Raw genomic sequence first — 16,357 nt, forward strand, 5'->3', positions numbered from 1 at the left:
GCTGCGAACGTGAGCGCGCCCACCAGGACGACGAGGCGCAAAGTTCCGTCGCCGCTTTGAAGTGCTTCCCGAATTAGTCGAATCCAATTGCGGCGCATTTGCGGCCCACCTTTTCGTCTCAAAGTTTCACTGTGGAGTACAGATTAAAATTTTACTTAGCCAAACTAAATAAAATTTGGCCGTGCGACCCCAAATGCATGCTTGCGGACCCGGAACATGCCGAGTGGCCCCATACGTTCCCATAGGGGTTGGTTCGCCTCAAGTGTGCCCGCGTTCCACGGAGCTCGCTGCCCTCTCTTCGCCACGTTATGCAAATGTGACTGTGGCCCCGAGGTTTCCTCGGGGCCACAACCTGCCGTGGTGCCGCGCCAGTTACTGAGGCTTCGCAGTACCGAGTGCCATGACCAAGGCAGCGAGGTCGCCCCATCCCCATACGCGCCGCCCTCGCTCGTTGAGGGGCACGGGTGCGGCGCACTCCGAACCGACCGAGCACGTGACAGTCGGCGGCTCGTCTGGGGCGCTGTGCAGGGTGAGTTCGCCGCCGCACCACGGGCACCGTTGATCCGGTACGGGGGTGCTGCGCCGGTCGAGGCCGAGCGTCCGCAGCAGCCGGCCCTCGGCGACGCGCGCCGTGCGCCGGGCCTCGTGCAGCAGGTGCGGGGGCAGCGGTTCGAACGGCGGGGCGGTGGGGGTGCCGTCGAGCTGCTGCTCGGGCCCGGTGTCCTCGTCGAGCACGCGCCCCTCGATCCACACGGAAGCGAAGTGCAGCCCGTGCGCCCGCGATCCGGCCGTGCGCCGTGCGTCGGTCGCACCCGGCTGCTGGAACTCCCATCGGCGGGGGTCGCCGGTCTCGGCGCGCTGGACGGCCGCGGCGAGGGTGTCGGCGAGGTCGAACAGCATCCGCTCGACGGCGAGGCCGGTGTCGAGCGCGGTCATGTTGAGCGGGGCGGGGTGCTCGCGCAGGACCAGGGGCGCGCGGTCGGCGACGAGCTGCTCGTCGTCCGCTGCGCGCAGGGTGTGCGCGAGCTGCCGGGGCGGCCACACGTCGGCGGGCGGGGTCTCGATGGCGAGCAGCAGCTCGCCCCACAACTCCCGTACGGTGCGCAGCGCGTCGACGGTCTCGCGTCGGGCAATGGCGTCGGACGTCATCTGTGGTGGTGCTCCCTCGGGGTGGTCAGTCGGTGGTGTCGTCGAGTGCCTGCTTGGGCGTGATCCCGCCCTCGCACAGGCGCCGGATCGTGTCGGCGACGTGCCACCCGTCGCCCGGCAGGTAGTCGCCGAGGGCGCCGGCGAGCTTGGCCGCGGTGGCGAGCCGCTCGGCGAGGGCGTCGCGGTCGGCCTCGGTCTCGGTGATGCACGCCTCGGCGGCCTCGATCCGCTTGTGCAGCCGGAGCGCCGCCGCCTGCTGTCCGCCGGCGCTGCGCCGGTGGGTGTCGTTCTCGGCGACCTCGGCCTCGACGTCGGCGCGGAGCTGTGCGCAGTCCTCGGGCAGCAGCACGCCCCGGTCGGCGCGGGCGAGGACGAGGCGGAAGCGGTCGCGGCGGGCGTCGCGCTCGGTCTCGCGTGCCTGGCTGCGGCCTCGGCGGGAGTCGGTACGGGTACGGGTGTTCATCGTGCGGTCTCTCCGTTCGGACGTGCGCGGCGGGGAAGCAGGCGGGCGACGAGGCGCCGAGCGCGCCGGGCCTCCCGCGCGCGAGGCGCGACCGGTCGCGCGGCCGGGGTGGTGGTGATCTGCCATCCATCGGCGGCGAGGCGGTCGAGCAGCTCGGACGCTGTGAGCGTGGCGCGGTGCGGCGGCAGTTCGAGGGCGTCGGTCAGATGGGCGGCGATCGCGGCTCGGACGGCGGGCGGGGTCATGGGCGCACTCCTCCGGCGGTGTGTCGGGCGCGTGTCTCGCGCGGTGCGGGCGGGGTGGACATGAGGCGGGCGAGGCGGTCGTGCTCGTCGTCCTGGTCGGCTGCGAGAGCGGCCTCTGTCCGGCAGGGGTGCGGAGTCGAACGAGTGCCTCGGCCCTTGCCCCGTCGGCGGTAGCCGGTCCGGCACGGCTGGTCGGGCTCGGCTCCGCACCGCGTGCACTTGTGCCGGTAGGCGTCGGGCTGTCCGGCGGCGACGGCGGCCTCGCGGGCGGCGTGAGTCGGCCGGTACCCGGCGAGCTGCGCGGCGACCTCGGCTGGCATGTACCGGCGCGGGCCGTGGCCGACCCCGGAGACCAGGGCGGCGAGACGTTTCTGCCCAGCGGCGTCGATCTCGGCGCGGTACTGGGCGGGCGGGGTGTGGCCGGTGGCGACCGCAGCTCGGGTGCCGAGCAGTTCCTCGCGCCATGCCGCCGGGTCGTCGGGGTCGGCGGCCGGCACGGGGTCGGTGTGCCGGTTCATCAGCTCGGCGCGGTGCGGCGCTCATGCGGCGAGCACGCCGTGCGGCTCGACCGGGCGGAACTGCGCCGAGCGGTCGGCGCCCCGCTGCTCGTAGTATCGGCGTACGGCCTGCGAGGCGTCCCAACCGGTGTCCGGCAGGGTCGCCGGGACGTCGGCGAGGGCGGCAGTCCAGTCGGCAATGGTGCGGGCGGACTGCTGCGGGTCGGCGAGGGAACGGCGCACTCGGGAGTCGAGGCGGCCGGCGTAGGCGAGCAGGGCGGCGATGTGGTTGTCGATCACTGGGTGCCCTCCTTCTGGGCGTGCAGCAGGGCGAGGCCGGCGGCGAGGTTGTCCGTATACGCGGCGGGGGCCGCGGCCGGACCAAGGCGGGCGGCGGGGGAGCGGTCGAGGTCGCCCCACACGCGCAGCCAGTAGCGGGCGGACTTCGGCTCGGCGCCCGGATTCGTGCGGGCGGCGGCGCGCGCGACGAGGGACTCGATGCCGTGCGCCTGGACGAGGCGCCACACGTCGCGCTGCTCGCCGAGGCCGATCGACCAGCGGATCGGAACGCCGGCCGCGGCGAGCGCGTCGTCGAGCGGACGCAGCTCAGGTATCAGCGCGGACCGGGTCGCGCGCGACTGCTGCTGTTCTGCTTGGTGCTTGCGTTCATATGCGTTCTGGGGCCCGGATTCCGGACCGGTGGGGGTCCGGTTTCCGTACCCCTCCGGTCCGGTTTCCGTACCCCCAGGGGTCCGGTTCTCGGACCGGTCCGGATTGTGTACCGGTCCGGATTCCGGACCACCGAAACGGGTCTCTTCGGGCGTCGCGCGGACGTGTCCGACGGCGCGCGGGAGGTGGTAGACCGTCTCGCCCCGAGGTCCCTTGGAGCCCTCGACGACACGCAGTTCGTCGCCGTCGAGCAGCTTGTCGACTGCGGCCACGACGGACGAGCGGGCGGCGTTCGTCCGCTGCACGAGCATCGTCGTACCGGCGTAGGCGGTGCAGGCGTCATCGGGGCACTTGTCGGCGATGGCGAGCAACACCATGCGGGCGGTGCCCTTGGCCGTGGACCTGGTCCACACCCAATCCATGGCGTCGAGGCTCAACCGTCCTTCTCCTAAATGGTGTTGGTGATCCGGGTGGTTCAGGCCGTCCGGCGAGGGTGGCAGGAGTGTGGGAGGGGCACCGGAAGCCGGTCAGGTAGCGGCGCACGCCGTCGACGGCGCGGCAGTGCCGGCGCTCGGTGCCGATCCAGTGGCCGCAGATCACGCCGCCACAGGCAGGCTGTCGAGCCGGTCGAGCAGTAGCCGCAGCGCGGCCGCCGCCTGCTGCCAGACGACCCCGTTGCCGAGGGCCTTGAGCTGCGCGGCACGGGACAGACCGGGAACGCCGGTCACGTGGTGCTCGGGCAACCCCATGAGCCACTCGACGAATTGCGGGCTCAATCGGTCGTGTTCGTCCACAGGCTGTGGAGCCGGACGCGTCAGTGCCTCCCAACGCTCGACCGCTGCGGCGTACGGCCCCCAGTGAGTACGGCCGCGCTCCGGCCGCGGTTGGTTTGTGATGAGCGACGTCATGACGTTGGACAGGTACGCCTGATGACCGTCTGCGATCCGCTCCTCGGCTGTCGCGTAGTTGGAACCGTGATCACTGGCTGTCGGGGTCGGCAACAACCGTGCGGCGGCGTTCGCCAGGGTCGGACTGCCATCGCCGAACTTCTGATTCGGGCTCGCTTTTTCGCCGTCCGAGGCCCGCGGGGTCGGCAAGAGGGAGACCGCGGTGCGCAGGTCCGGGCCGCCTTCGCCGTGGGACCCCGAGCCGTTGGTGTCCGAGGTGCGCGGGGTCGGCAGCAGGCGGACAGCGAGGCCGAGCGGCATCCCCATGTCACCCATGCCGGGGTGGCGAGCCTTCATCCGCTCACGCCGTGCTCGCCACGCTGCGGGGTCGATCGCGTCCTGCACGAACGTCGCTGTCGGCGTCGGCAGCAGGACGCGCCGCGATGAACACCCGCTCACGGCGGTGGGCAGTGCCGACCTCCGACGCGCGTACGCAACACCATTCCGCGTCGTACCCGAGGCGGGCCAGGTCGCCGAGTACGGCACCGAGTGCTCGCAAAGGAGGCTCAGCGCTTCCGTCTCCCACACACCACGGGCAGGGTTCCACGCTGCTATGCGCCGTCGCCGAGAGGAGGCCGCGGACATTCTCGATCACCACCAATCGGGGTTGTAGGGCTTGGATCGCTCGGGCGACGTGCAGCCACAGGCCGGACCGGGTTCCCTCGGCGATGCCGGCGCGGCGGCCGGCGAGGCTGACGTCTTGGCAGGGGAATCCGGCTGTCAGGACGTCGACGGGCTCGACCTGGTCGAAGTCGACGGCGGACAGGTCGCCGAGGTTCGGTACGTCCGGCCAGTGATGGGCGAGGATCGCGGCGGCGTTCGGGTCGATCTCGCAGTGCCAGACCACCGAGCCGCCGAGCACTTCCCGCACGCCCAGGTCGAGACCGCCGTAGCCAGAGCACAGGGAACCGATCCGCGGTCCTTCCATCACTCGCCGCCTGTCGCGGGCGGCTCGGCAGCCTCGGGCCATCCGGCGAACTCCGTCGGCACGTCCTCGACCGTCGGCTGCTCGTCTGGCTGCGGTACGACCTCACCCGGGATGTAGTCGCCGGGCGTGTCTAGCCCCTCGGGCGAGGGGTCACGGCGCACCGTCTCGTCGTGCGCCACAGCGCGCGCGAGTTCGGCGGACTTCGGCAACAGCTTGAAGAGCTGCCGTACCGTCGTCTTGCGGGCCATGGCGTCGTGGTCCGTCGCCCACGGTCCGAAGTCCTTGGCCTTGCTGCGCTTGCGAATCGCCTCGACGTCGTCGACGTCCAGCACCACGAGCGCGTTGCCGCCGTTCGCGAGGCGGGCCACGGCGTAGTAGTGCGTCGGCGCTCCCTTGGTACTACCGCGGGTCGGCTTGTGCTTGAGGACGGGGGCGAGGCCGTACTCGTACTCGAACTCGTCGCCCTCGAACACCGTGTGCGTGTCGAGGCCGGCGGCGAGCGGGTGCTGCCAGAACAGTTTGATCATGCCCTGATAGCCGATGACGAGCTGTACCTCGTACGCCCGGACCTTCTTGTTCCAGAACGGCAGCAGGTACGCCTCGCCGGACACTCCGCCGGGTTCGAGGCCGAGCGCCGAGCAGGTCATCAGGGCGCCAGCGAACGACTCCTGCGTGCACTCGGCGAGGTGCTCGACGCGCCGCAGCTCGGTAAGCGCGATGCGGGCGATACGGTCGGCACCCCCGACATGGGCGGGCAGGGCGCGGTCGATCTCGGGGCGCAGTTGCTGCACGAACTGCACGAGGGTGGGCTGCTGTTGGGGGCGGTGGGCAGGGGCGGCACTACGACCGGCGCGCTTGCTGGCGACGCGCTCGGCGAGGTTGGTGCTCACGCTGCGGCAGGCTCCTTGGGTACAACGAGGCGTCGGGCACGATGGGCCCGGAACTCGTCGGGGTGCTCGGCGGCGAGGCGCTTCGTATCGAGCGCTTCGACGCGGTGCGTGTACTTCGTAGCGAGGTCGGGGTGCGCGACGGCGAACCGCTTCGTGGCGAGCGGGCCGTTCTGCTTCCAGGTGAACGCGACGGCGCCCTGCGTCTTGACGATCTCGGCCTCGCCGGCAACAGCCTTCAACCGGTTGTCGACGTCGCGCAGTTCGTCGGCGACGCGTTCCTCGCGCGCCTTGAGTTCGCGTCGACGTTCCAGCAGCGGCAGGACCTCGGCCGGGCCGGCGACCGTCACGGCGTCGGCCTTGACGTCTTAGAGGTGGCCGAGCAGTTCCTCGGTCGCCTCGGACCCGTCGACCGCGGGCGGCCGTCGGTCGAGCACGCCCTGCCAGAACTCCGCGAGCAGAGCGACGAGGTGCTCGACAAGGCCCTCGTCGCGCTCGACGCGGTGAATGATCAGCCGGTTACCGCCGAGCAGGGCGGCGACATGCGCGTGCTGGTAGCCGGTCACGGCGAGATACCAGTGCGTTTGCAGCGCCGGACCGTCCGGCACGCCGAGCAGCCACTCGTCGAGCTGGAAGGCGGACCGGGTCTTGATCTCCAGCAGGCTGGACGGCGTCAACTCGCCCTCGTCGAGCACGAACCGGTCAACGTTCGCGAGCATCCAACGGCGCTCGACGTGGGCGAGGGTGCCGGGACCCTCGACGACACGCAGCCCGGACCGCTCGGCGAAGACGCGGGCGATCGTCGGCTCGTGCGCCAGTCCCCAGAACGCGGCCTCTTCGAGGTCCGGGTTCCGCGGGCGGTCGAGCGGCAGCTCGCCGGTCTTGTCGAGGTAGACCTCAAGCGGGGATGTGTGCTTGTCCATCCCGAGGACGCCGGCGACTTCCGAGCCTCCGATGCCCGTACGACGAACCTTGAGCCACTGCTCGCGGTCGAGGCCGGGTGGAGCGACGACAACGCTCGTGGGCGTCACCGCCGTTGGCAGGGCGGCAGTCACTGCTTGCCCCCGACATAACGCGCGTAGACGCGGTGGACGACGTCGCCGTTCTTCTCTACGACCGTCCGGGCGACCGCCTCGAACGAACCGGCTGGCTCGTACGCCGGCAGGCGCGCGCTCCGGATGGCCTGAGCGGCTGACGCGGCGCGCATGGACGTGGTCGGCGTACGGACGACTCCCCACTCTTTGGGGTGCTGGCGCAGGCTGCTCGCGATTCGAGCGTGCTTGGTGTTGCGCTGCTTTGGCGGCGGGCCGACGAACTCGACAGGGCTCACGTGCTTATCTCTCCTCACACTGCGACTCGGCGCGCTCTGCGGCTGTGGGGCGAGGGCGTGTCGAACGGCGGCGGGCTGCCTGGAAACCGTCGACTCTGTGAAATCGCTGTGCGCGATCACTCTTCCCTCGTTGTCCCACATTTCGAACAGTCGGGGCCCTAGAGTGCCTGTGGCACTTGATCCCTGCTGTTGCAGTATTCGAACACTGCACCGTAAGAGTCTGGTGAGACGCACGTCAACGAACTTTGGCCACTGCGATTCCGTGTGATGGCTGCTTGGATGAGAACTGTTCGAATTCTGCAACGGAGTGGGAGTGAGAGCGTGTCGCAGACCGACACGGACGAGCGTTGGCCTTACGGCACCCCCTTCGGGGACCTCTTGCGCGCAGCCAAGGAGGAGGCGGGCCTCTCGTACCGCAAGCTCGCCGAGCGCGCCGTCGACCCGGCGACGCAGACAAGAGTCGGGTACAGCACCCTGCACCGAATCGCTCATGACCAGCCGATACACATGCTGCCGGGGGTTGCCGGCGCCATCTCAAGAGCCATAGGGGGTGACGAGCGCAAAGTGCGCCTTGCGGCGGCGATGCAGTATTGCGGGGCCGTGGCCGGTGACCCGCTCGGCGCGAGCGGCGACGAGGCGACCGTCGTCGTCGTTCCTGCGCCGGGCATGGGGGCTCAGGACATGCCCAGGGTCGAGGCCCTGCTCAGGAGGTACGCGGCCGGCGATCTCCCGCCGGAACTAACCGATGACGCTTAGGCGTTGACAAGTGTGTGGGTTCTCTGGTCACTCCGTGGAGTTTGTGCGTGACCTGCGGTGTACTGCGGAGTAGGCTGATCCGGGCTCTTGACTCGGGCATATGTTCGAGTCATGGGCTAGTGATGCCATGAGGGGGGCAACAGTTGATCCGCGTGACCCGCACTCAACTCGACACAGGGGCGATCGCAGTCGTTCGTGCGACCGGCGACGAGCTGACGATCGACATGGACCGACGCCAGATCACTCCCGCGGGTGCGGCCGGCCTCGAACAGGCTCTGAACGGACTTGCCGCCCCCCGTGCCGACGGTGACAACTCCGAGGACTAGAGCCAAAGCTGAACAGCGACGAGGGCCACGCGGCGGATGCTGCGCGGCCCTCTCTGTGTTCGATGGTGGCCCCACGGGAGCGGCCACACCTCAACCCCGGTTCGCATCCCTCGGCCAGCCACAAAAGGCGCTGACCGAGGGGCTGTTCGGTGTGGCCGATGTGTGGCCGGACTGCCTCGGACTTGCTGTCAGTGCCTGAACCTCACCGGAATGCCGTACCTCTCTGACCTGCACGTTTCGGCATTCCCTGACAGGTGCTGAACCCCCCTGTCAGGGCCGCTCTCGGGCTCGTAATGCGTAGGTCTCGGGTTCGAATCCCGAAGGCGGCTCCACTGAAACCCCAGGTCATGTATCCCTTGGCCTGGGGTTTTCTTCGTCAACGGGCGCATCCGCGCTCATGCCGTTGCAGCTCCCGAGGGCCTTCGCCCACGCTGGGGCGATGAGTGGAGAGATCACTTACGCATGGCGCGACCTCATCACCGACGAGGAGATGGTCGATCTCGTCCGGTCCCACGGCGGGCGGCCCGCGGTCGGGTGGTGGGACAAGATCCAGGAGTACAGCCTCGGTTGGGTCGGGGCGCGCGACGGGGGCGGGGAGCTCGTCGGGTTCGTGAATGTGGCGTGGGACGGGGGAGATCACGCGTTCTTGATCGATACGAAGACGCGGGGGACGTGCCAGCGGCGCGGTGTCGGGACCGCGGTCGTGCGGCTGGCGGCGGAGCGGGCGCGGGCGGCGGGGTGTGAGTGGCTGCACGTGGACTTCGATGAGGGGATGGGGGAGTTCTACTTCGACGCCTGTGGTTTCCGGTCGACGGAGGCGGGGCTGATTCATCTGCCTTCGTTGAGGTGAGCGCAGGGACGCGACGGGGGACTCGGTAGGGGCGGGTCGGCTGATCGGGTGGGGGATGGGGGTCGCCTGATTGGGCCCGGGGGTGCTGGGCCGCTGGGGTGAAGAACCCGATTTCGGGCGCTGTGTTCCCGGAAACGTGCCTGATCAGGCCGATCCAATACGCGGAGCATTCGCACGTTACCCACCTGGTCCGGCGGCGGGGAAAGGTTTCGGCCGGCTTCGTCCGGCTGGGCCCGGCCCTCGCCCGGCTGGGCACTCACGGAGCGAGGAGACCCCCGTCCATATGCTCAGGAGACCCTGGCTGACGGCGTTGGGCACCGCAGTAGCCCTCGTCACTTCAGCCTCTCCCGCCGCTGCCTCTTTCGCCGCGGCCCAGCCGCGGCAGTCGGCTCCGGCTCAGTCCGCGGGCCCGGGCGTCAGCGTCCGGGCTCCGTTGTCGTGTGCGGGCGACATCATGCTGTCCGCCGGGACCCCGACGACGCAGCTCTACCAGGGGGTGACGAGTCCGGGGGAGATCACGTTCATGCCCGTGGGCACCGCCTCCCAGGACTACAACGCCATCGGTGTCAACCCGGACGACAACTACATCTACGCGGTCCAGCGGGGGGACAACCCCAATCTGCTGCGGATCGACGACGACGGTGCGGCAACCATCCTCGGGACCACCGGACTGCCGACGGGCGCGGGGAACTACGCGGCGGGCGCGTTCGACGACGCGGGGAACTACTACGTCGCCAACGGCTACAACAACCTGCTCTACCGGGTCGACGTGACCGCGAGGACGGCGACCGAGGTCACCCTGAGCGAGACCCTGGGCGGGGTCATCGACTTCGCGTACAGCGAGGGCTACCTGTGGGGCGCCAACCGTCAGGGCGGGGTCTCCCGCATCGACCCGACGACCGGGACGGTCACCACCTACGCGGGCGTCCTGCCGGTGGCGGACTACGGCGGCACGTACACCTACGGCAACGGTGACCTGGGCTTCTTCAGCAATGCGGGCACCATCACCCGGCTCCAGATCGCCAACCCCGACGCCCCGACCTTCACCCAGCTCTCCACGCAGCAGGCGCCGGCCAGCTCCGTCTCCGTGGACGCCACCTCCTGTTTCCAGATGCCGGTGGACCTGGCGGTGACGAAGGAGGGGCCCGCGACGGTGTCCGCCGGCGGGAGCGTGTCGTACACGATCAGGCTCACGAACAACGGGCCCAACCCGTCGTCCGGCTGGACCCTGACGGACGACATCCCGGCCGGGTTGGAGAACGCGGCCACCACGACGGCCGGGTGCAGCATCACCAACGGCATGCTGTCCTGCACGGGCGGTGCGCTGGCGGTGGACGACAGCGTGGAGATCACCCTCACCGGCACGGCCGCGGTGGGCGCCACCTCCATCGAGAACACGGCGAAGGTGTTCGGCAACGACCCGGACCCCGACCCGGACAACAACGAGGACACGACCACCACGACCGTGGATCCGTCGGTGGACCTCGGGGTGACGAAGGAAGGGCCGGCGACCGCCGTCGCGGGCGAGGACGTCTCGTACACCATCACGGTGACGAACAACGGACCGTCGAACTCCACCGGTTGGACGGTGACGGACACGATCCCGGCCACGCTGCGGAACGCCGCGACGACCACTCCCGGGTGTTCCGTCAGCGGCGCCACCCTGACCTGTGAGGGCGGCGCGCTGGCCGTGGGCGACAGCGCCACCATCACGCTGACCGGTACGGCGGCGTCGAACGCGACGCGGATCGTGAATCCGGCGACGGTGGAGGGCAACGAGCCCGATCCGAACCCGGACAACAACGAGGACACGGTGACCACGACGCTGGAGCGTCGGGTCGACCTCGCGGTTACCAAGACGGGGCCGGCGACCGTGGCCGCGGGCGGGAACGTCTCGTACACCATCACGGTGACGAACAACGGGCCGTCGGACTCCACGGGGTGGGGGTTGAACGACCCGATTCCGGCCGGGTTGGAGAACGCGGCCACGACCACGCCCGGCTGCTCGATCGGCGGCGAGGGGCTCACCTGCATCGGCGGTCCGCTGGCGGTGGGCGACAGCGTGGAGATCACCCTCACGGGCACGGCCGCACCGGGTGCCACGAGCATCGTGAACACGGCCGTCGTGGAGGGCAACGACCCCGACCCGGTCCCGGACAACAACGAGGACACGACCACGACGACGGTGACCGCGTCCGTGGACCTGGCCCTCACCAAGACGGGGCCGGCGACCGTCACCGCGGGCGGGGACGTCTCGTACACGATCACCGTGACGAACAACGGTCCTTCGAACGCGACCGGTTGGACGGTGACGGACGCGATCCCGGCCGGGCTGGCGGACGCCGCGACGTCCACCGCCGGGTGTGCGATCGCGGGCGGGACGCTGACCTGCGAGGGCGGCGCGCTGGCCGTGGGCGACAGCGCCAGCATCGTGTTGACCGGTACGGCCGGGGCGAACGCGACGCGGATCGTGAACACCGCGGTCGTGGACGGCAACGAGCCCGACCCGGACCCGGACAACAACGAGGACACCACGACCACCACGGTGAATCCGTCGGTCGACCTCGCCGTGACGAAGGTCGGACCGGCGGAGGCGGCCCCCGGCGGACACGTCGCGTACCGGATCACGGTGACGAACAACGGGCCGGGCGACTCGTCCGGTTGGACGCTGACCGACACCGTGCCGGGCGGGCTGGAGGACGCCGCCACGACCACCGCCGGGTGCACGATCGCGAGCCGCACCCTCACCTGCGAGGGCGGGCCGCTCGCCGAGGGCGACAGCGCTGCCGTCGTGCTCACCGGGACGGCGGCCGAAGGCGCCACGACCATCGTCAACACGGTGACGGTGGAGGGCAACGAGCCCGACCCGGACCCGGACAACAACGAGGACACCACCACCACCGAGGTGACGGGCGAGCCCGGGCTGACCATCACGAAGGAGCAGAACGGGCCCGCGGTGGTGATGCCCGGCGACACGGTGGAGTACACCATCACCGTCACCAACACCGGTGACACCGCCTACACCGCCGCGAACCCGGCCACGCTCACCGACGACCTGACCGAACTCCTCGACGACGCCGCCTACAACGACGACGCCGAAGCCAGCCGGGGCACCGTCTCCTACGACGAACCCGACCTCACCTGGCGCGGCGCCCTCGAACCCGGGCAGTCCGCGACGATCACCTTCTCCGTCACCACGGACGTCCGGACCTTCGGCGACCTCAAGCTCCACAACACCGTCGTCTCCACCACCCCGGGCAACAACTGCGCCCGCGGCAGCGACGACAAGCGCTGCACCGCCGACGGCAAGATCACGCCCAAGGACAAGAAGTAAGGGCAAGAAGCAAGAACGAGAGACAGAAGGAGCAGGGGCGAGAAGCAGGGAGGAAAGCCACCCGACGTCGTCCCCAGCAGTGCCCGGCAGCCACCCAGGTGCCGGGCACTGGTCGTTCGGGCGTTGATCGCAGCGCCTTCGGTCAGCGCCTGCTGCCACATCACCGCGCGATAGGTGGACAGTACGGGCCGTGCAACGAGGTCCATGACTCAAACCTCCTGCCACAAAAGGGACTTGAGTCGCCTCCCGCCTCGCATGTGACCCCGGTCACACCGCGATCGCAAGGCCGATCACCCCGTTGTGAACACCCGGAGTGAATGGTCTACTCCAGTGCGCGTTCACGATGGGCGCGCCGACCCGGGTTCGCGAGAGCGCGCGGGGACTCGGGACGTGAAGAACCGACACGGTGCACGACCGACGAGAGAGGCGAACCCGTGAAGTTCCTGAACCGACTCGGTGACACCCTGCTGAGCCGACTGGTCCCCGAGACCGAGGCGTGGGCGGCCGAAGACCCGTGCTTCGGCCGCTGTTCCGGAGGATGCCAGACCTCCTACACGCAGTCCCAGTGCATAGCCAACCGGCTGCACAAGCGGTGCTGCTACGTGGGCGGCAGCGCTTGCCCCGCCCCGTACTGCGGCCCGTGGAAGAACTGTGGCGTCATGACCTGTTGATCGGCCCTCCCGCCCGTTGACTGACGTCTGAATGGAACGGAGGAGGGCCCGTGTTCCGCCTGATGCAGCGTCATCTGACGCGCCACTGGGCCCGGTCCGTGGCCCTCCTCGCCGGGATCCTGGTGGCGGTGTCGTCGTTCGTGGTGCTGACGGCGACCACGGAGTCCAGCCGGCTGACCGTCACCGGCATCATCGCCAAGAACCGCGGAGCCTACGACGTCCTCGTGCGGCCCGAGGGCGCGGTGCAGGAGTTGGAGAAGGGCGAGGGGTTGATCCGGCCCAACTCGCTGTCGGACGTGTACGGCGGGATCACCCTGGAGCAGGCCGCCGCCGTACGAAACGCGCCGGGGGTGGACGTCGCGGCGCCGCTCGCCGTGCTCGGGCACCAGGCGGACCGGAGCGGGGTGGTGATCGACCTCGCGGACCTCGTGCCGAAGGGGACCCGCGGGACGTTCGACCTGAACCGGGTCTGGCGGTACGACCGCGGGCTGTCGACCGTGCAGGAGAAGCCGACCACCGTCTTCATCACGCCGTACCCGCTGGAGGCCCGGCCGGGGCCGCAGGTGTCGCAGGGCACGTCGGGGGGCAACGCCACCGTGGTGCACACCGACCGCTACTTCGAGGTGCTGCCCTCGGGCGAACGCCGCGAGGTGTGCCGGGGCACCGTGCGTCAGACGGCGGGCGCCATCCGGTTCGTCGAGTCCGTCAAGTGCCTGACCTGGGCCGGGATCGTCGACATCGACCCGCCCGAAGGGATCGAGCCGGCGCCGTACGGGCCGTCGACGAAGGTGTACACCGACTTCCCCGTGTCGTACCTCGTCGCGGGCGTGGACCCGAAGGCGGAGGCCGCACTCTTCGGACTCGACGACGCGGTGACCGAAGGGCAGTACCTGACCTCGGAGAAGCCCGTCCGGCAGGCGACCAGCCGGGCCGACGGGCCGGCGTCGGTGATGCCGACGCTCCGCTCCGAACGCACCGTCGGCGACCTCAAGCTGGGGCTGACCCTCACCGCCCGCGGCGCGGACCGCCCCCTGCTGGACGAGGAGTACGACGCCGCGGCCCGCTACCAGCGCCATCCCGTCGGCGAGGTCAGCCAGAGCGGCTCCGGCTTCTTCGACGTCACCGGGCCCGTCACCCACGACCGGGCCGCCGACGGAACCCTGCGGCCCCGCACCGTCGAGCGCCCCGACAAGGTCAGCACGGTCCTGCCGCTCGACGGCCGGGACCTCTGGTTCCGCAAGCTCCGGCCGCAGGACACGGACGGGTGGACGGGGGAGGACGTCTTCCCCAAGGCCGTCGGCACCTTCGACCCCCGGCGGCTGCCCGAGTTCGACTCCGCCGCCCGACTGCCGCTCGGCACGTACGGGGAGCCGGCGCTGTCCGGCGCCGACGAGCGCTCCCGGAAGCTGCTGAAGGGCGGGGCGCTGCGGCCGGCGTCGTCGCCCACCGCGTACATCCAGCAACCCCCGCTCGTGCTCGTCTCGATGGAGTCGGTGCGCTGGCTCGCCGACCAGGGATACCTCTCCCACCAGCAGACCCTCGCGCCGGTCTCCGCGATCCGGGTGAAGGTCGCCGGGGTGACCGGCGCCGACGCGGTCTCCCGGGAGCGGGTGCGGGTGGCCGCCGAGGAGATCCGCAAGCGCACCGGGCTGCACGTGGACGTCGTCCTCGGCTCCTCGCCCGAGGCGCGCACCGTCGTGCTGCCCGCCGGTGGGAACGGGCGGCCCGAGCTGCGGCTCACCGAGTGGTGGAGCAAGAAGAACGTCGCCGCCCGGATCATCGAGGCGTCCGACGCCAAGTCCCTGCTCCTGCTGGTCCTGGTGCTGGTGGTGTGCACGCTGTTCGTCGCCAACGCGGCGGCGGCGTCGGTGCGTTCGCGTCGCGCGGAGTTGGGGCTGCTCGCCGCCGTGGGCTGGCGCCGGCGGCAGTTGTTCACCGTCGTCCTCGGGGAACTGCTGCTGCTGGGGACCGTCGCGGGGGTGCTCGGGACGGCCGTGGCCTGGGTGACGGGCCTCGCCCTCGACATCGACGTACCGGTGGTGCGGGCGCTGCTCGCCGTGCCGGTCGCCTTGGTCGTGGCGCTGGTCAGCGGGGCGGTGCCCGCCTGGCTCGCCGCGCGTGTCCAGCCCGTCACCGCGCTGCGGCCGGCCGTCACCACCGGGCGGCGGGCCCGGATGTTCGCCGGCGTGGCGGGCATGGCGCTGGCCGGTGCCGTACGCGCCCGGGGCCGTAGCCTGCTGGGCGCCGCGGCCGTCGCCACCGCAGCCGCCGCGACCCTGCTGCTGCTCGCCGCGACCTCCACCTTCCGCGGGACGCTCGCCGGCTCGCTGCTGGGGGAGACCGTCTCGGTGCAGGTGCGCTCCACCGACGTCGCCGCGGTCGTGACGATGGTGCTGCTGTCCGCGGTGGCCGTGGGCGACGTGATGTACCTCGGGGTGCAGGACCGCGCGTCCGAGTTCGCCCTGCTGCGGGCGGTCGGCTGGGGCGAGGGCGTGACGACCCGACTGGTGTTGTTGGAAGGGGCGTTCATCGGGCTGCTGGGCTCGACGGCCGGGGCAGTGCTCGGCGGGGCCGCCGCCTTGTGGCTGGCGCCGGCCGGCGGCGCGGGCGCGCTGCTCGTGCCGGCCGTCGGGGTCGTCGCCGCGGGCACGGCGCTGTCCGCGGCGGCCGGCCTGGTTCCCGTACTGGTGCAGCGGCGCAGGTCCACTGCGCGGCTGCTGGCGGAGGAGTGACGATCGTGACGTACGCGGTGCTCACGGCACGGCTCGCGCTCGCCGGGGTCCTCCTGGTGTCCGCGGTCGCCAAGGCGCGGTCCTTCCAGGAGAGCCGGGACATGCTGGACGGGCTCCTGCGGCGCGTCGGCCCCGACGCCCGTCGGCTGGCCCGGCCCGCGGCGCTCGCCCTGATCGCGGCGGAGGGCGTCACCGGGCTCGCGCTGCTCGGTCCCGTGCAGACGGTACGACCCGGGCTCGTCGCCGCCGCCGTGCTCACCGCGGGGTTCACCGCCGTCGCCGCCTGGGCCACCGTCTCCCGCACCGAGGTGTCGTGCGCCTGCTTCGGCCGCCCCACCGCACGGCTGGGCCGACGGCACGTCGTGCGCAACGCGCCCCTGCTGGGCCTTGCCGTCCTGGGGCTGGTGGGCGTCGGCGCGGCCTCGGACGCGTCGCCGGAGCTGCCCGCCGTCGTCCTGTGCGTCGTGACGGCGGCGGTGATCACCCTGGTGACCGCCTTCTTCGACGACGTCGTCGACCTCATGGTCGGCCCCTGACTCCCACCCCTGCCTCTCATCTGACGTCCGATCCCAC

At 70.8% G+C, this 16,357-nt stretch carries 19 protein-coding genes; 7 read left to right on the forward strand and 12 right to left on the reverse strand.

From position 1 onward, the window contains the following. Positions 1-372 precede the first annotated feature (372 nt). The 12 genes from AB0E05_RS18450 to AB0E05_RS18505 all read right to left on the reverse strand — a co-directional run bounded on the left by AB0E05_RS18450 (position 373) and on the right by AB0E05_RS18505 (position 7,115). On the reverse strand, positions 373-1,149 hold the full coding sequence (locus AB0E05_RS18450) for a hypothetical protein (RefSeq protein ID WP_361964567.1): 777 nt from the start codon (positions 1,147-1,149) through the stop codon (positions 373-375). Positions 1,150-1,174: 25 nt separating this feature from the next. Next, positions 1,175-1,612, reverse strand: a complete 438-nt coding sequence (locus AB0E05_RS18455) for a hypothetical protein (RefSeq protein WP_361964569.1) — start codon at positions 1,610-1,612, stop codon at positions 1,175-1,177. Continuing rightward, entirely contained in the window at positions 1,609-1,857 is a 249-nt protein-coding gene (locus AB0E05_RS18460) for a hypothetical protein (protein WP_361964571.1), read from the reverse strand. Before AB0E05_RS18460 ends, AB0E05_RS18455 begins: the two co-directional genes overlap by 4 nt. After that, entirely contained in the window at positions 1,854-2,375 is a 522-nt protein-coding gene (locus AB0E05_RS18465; protein WP_361964573.1) for a hypothetical protein, read from the reverse strand. Before AB0E05_RS18465 ends, AB0E05_RS18460 begins: the two co-directional genes overlap by 4 nt. Before the next feature lie 21 nt (positions 2,376-2,396). Then, positions 2,397-2,654, reverse strand: a complete 258-nt coding sequence (locus AB0E05_RS18470) for a hypothetical protein (RefSeq protein ID WP_361964575.1) — start codon at positions 2,652-2,654, stop codon at positions 2,397-2,399. Continuing rightward, positions 2,651-3,460 (reverse strand): hypothetical protein, encoded by an 810-nt coding sequence (locus AB0E05_RS18475; protein WP_361964577.1) that lies wholly within the window; start codon positions 3,458-3,460, stop codon positions 2,651-2,653. Before AB0E05_RS18475 ends, AB0E05_RS18470 begins: the two co-directional genes overlap by 4 nt. A 159-nt stretch (positions 3,461-3,619) precedes the next feature. Continuing rightward, the gene (locus AB0E05_RS18480; RefSeq protein ID WP_361964579.1) at positions 3,620-4,315 is read right to left on the reverse strand and encodes a hypothetical protein; all 696 of its coding nucleotides are present in this window, start codon (positions 4,313-4,315) and stop codon (positions 3,620-3,622) included. Then, positions 4,272-4,898 (reverse strand): DNA cytosine methyltransferase, encoded by a 627-nt coding sequence (locus AB0E05_RS18485; protein ID WP_361964581.1) that lies wholly within the window; start codon positions 4,896-4,898, stop codon positions 4,272-4,274. Before AB0E05_RS18485 ends, AB0E05_RS18480 begins: the two co-directional genes overlap by 44 nt. Then, positions 4,898-5,788 carry a recombinase RecT gene (locus tag AB0E05_RS18490; RefSeq protein WP_361964583.1) on the reverse strand — a complete coding sequence of 297 codons (891 nt, stop codon included), beginning with the start codon at positions 5,786-5,788 and terminating at the stop codon, positions 4,898-4,900. Before AB0E05_RS18490 ends, AB0E05_RS18485 begins: the two co-directional genes overlap by 1 nt. Then, positions 5,785-6,135 carry a hypothetical protein gene (locus tag AB0E05_RS18495; protein WP_361964585.1) on the reverse strand — a complete coding sequence of 117 codons (351 nt, stop codon included), beginning with the start codon at positions 6,133-6,135 and terminating at the stop codon, positions 5,785-5,787. The genes AB0E05_RS18490 and AB0E05_RS18495 overlap by 4 nt, the downstream gene beginning before the upstream one ends. A gap of 18 nt (positions 6,136-6,153) precedes the next feature. Next, positions 6,154-6,816 (reverse strand): lambda-exonuclease family protein, encoded by a 663-nt coding sequence (locus AB0E05_RS18500; RefSeq protein ID WP_361964587.1) that lies wholly within the window; start codon positions 6,814-6,816, stop codon positions 6,154-6,156. Between the two features lie 20 nt (positions 6,817-6,836). Next, positions 6,837-7,115, reverse strand: a complete 279-nt coding sequence (locus AB0E05_RS18505; protein ID WP_361964589.1) for a hypothetical protein — start codon at positions 7,113-7,115, stop codon at positions 6,837-6,839. Between the two features lie 321 nt (positions 7,116-7,436). Between AB0E05_RS18505 and AB0E05_RS18510 the strand changes: the two genes are divergently transcribed. The 7 genes from AB0E05_RS18510 (at position 7,437) to AB0E05_RS18540 (ending at position 16,320) form a co-directional block, all read left to right on the forward strand. Next, positions 7,437-7,871, forward strand: coding sequence for a hypothetical protein (locus tag AB0E05_RS18510; protein WP_361964591.1), 435 nt, complete (start codon positions 7,437-7,439; stop codon positions 7,869-7,871). Between the two features lie 152 nt (positions 7,872-8,023). After that, a complete protein-coding gene (locus tag AB0E05_RS18515) occupies positions 8,024-8,197 on the forward strand; it encodes a hypothetical protein (protein WP_361964593.1) in 174 nt (57 codons plus the stop codon). A 439-nt stretch (positions 8,198-8,636) separates the two neighbouring features. Further along, positions 8,637-9,047, forward strand: coding sequence for a GNAT family N-acetyltransferase (locus AB0E05_RS18520; RefSeq protein WP_361964595.1), 411 nt, complete (start codon positions 8,637-8,639; stop codon positions 9,045-9,047). 454 nt (positions 9,048-9,501) lie between these two features. Further along, the gene (locus AB0E05_RS18525; RefSeq protein ID WP_361964597.1) at positions 9,502-12,381 is read left to right on the forward strand and encodes a hypothetical protein; all 2,880 of its coding nucleotides are present in this window, start codon (positions 9,502-9,504) and stop codon (positions 12,379-12,381) included. A 434-nt stretch (positions 12,382-12,815) separates the two neighbouring features. After that, a complete protein-coding gene (locus tag AB0E05_RS18530) occupies positions 12,816-13,052 on the forward strand; it encodes a hypothetical protein (protein ID WP_361964600.1) in 237 nt (78 codons plus the stop codon). A gap of 50 nt (positions 13,053-13,102) precedes the next feature. Beyond that, on the forward strand, positions 13,103-15,784 hold the full coding sequence (locus tag AB0E05_RS18535) for an ABC transporter permease (protein WP_361964602.1): 2,682 nt from the start codon (positions 13,103-13,105) through the stop codon (positions 15,782-15,784). Between the two features lie 5 nt (positions 15,785-15,789). Next, positions 15,790-16,320 (forward strand): MauE/DoxX family redox-associated membrane protein, encoded by a 531-nt coding sequence (locus AB0E05_RS18540; protein ID WP_361964605.1) that lies wholly within the window; start codon positions 15,790-15,792, stop codon positions 16,318-16,320. Positions 16,321-16,357 lie beyond the last annotated feature (37 nt).

It is taken from the genome of Streptomyces sp. NPDC048057, from assembly GCF_040653095.1.
Lineage (GTDB): Bacteria > Actinomycetota > Actinomycetes > Streptomycetales > Streptomycetaceae > Streptomyces.

What these genes read in the sequence shown, in the direction of transcription:
- AB0E05_RS18450 (WP_361964567.1), bottom strand. Translation starts at nt 1,149, where the DNA reads ATGACGTCCGACGCCATTGCCCGACGCGAGACCGTCGACGCGCTGCGC.
- AB0E05_RS18455 (WP_361964569.1), bottom strand. Translation starts at nt 1,612, where the DNA reads ATGAACACCCGTACCCGTACCGACTCCCGCCGAGGCCGCAGCCAGGCA.
- AB0E05_RS18460 (WP_361964571.1), bottom strand. Translation starts at nt 1,857, where the DNA reads ATGACCCCGCCCGCCGTCCGAGCCGCGATCGCCGCCCATCTGACCGAC.
- AB0E05_RS18465 (WP_361964573.1), bottom strand. Translation starts at nt 2,375, where the DNA reads ATGAACCGGCACACCGACCCCGTGCCGGCCGCCGACCCCGACGACCCG.
- AB0E05_RS18485 (WP_361964581.1), bottom strand. Translation starts at nt 4,898, where the DNA reads ATGGAAGGACCGCGGATCGGTTCCCTGTGCTCTGGCTACGGCGGTCTC.
- AB0E05_RS18520 (WP_361964595.1), top strand. Translation starts at nt 8,637, where the DNA reads ATGAGTGGAGAGATCACTTACGCATGGCGCGACCTCATCACCGACGAG.
- AB0E05_RS18525 (WP_361964597.1), top strand. Translation starts at nt 9,502, where the DNA reads ATGCTGTCCGCCGGGACCCCGACGACGCAGCTCTACCAGGGGGTGACG.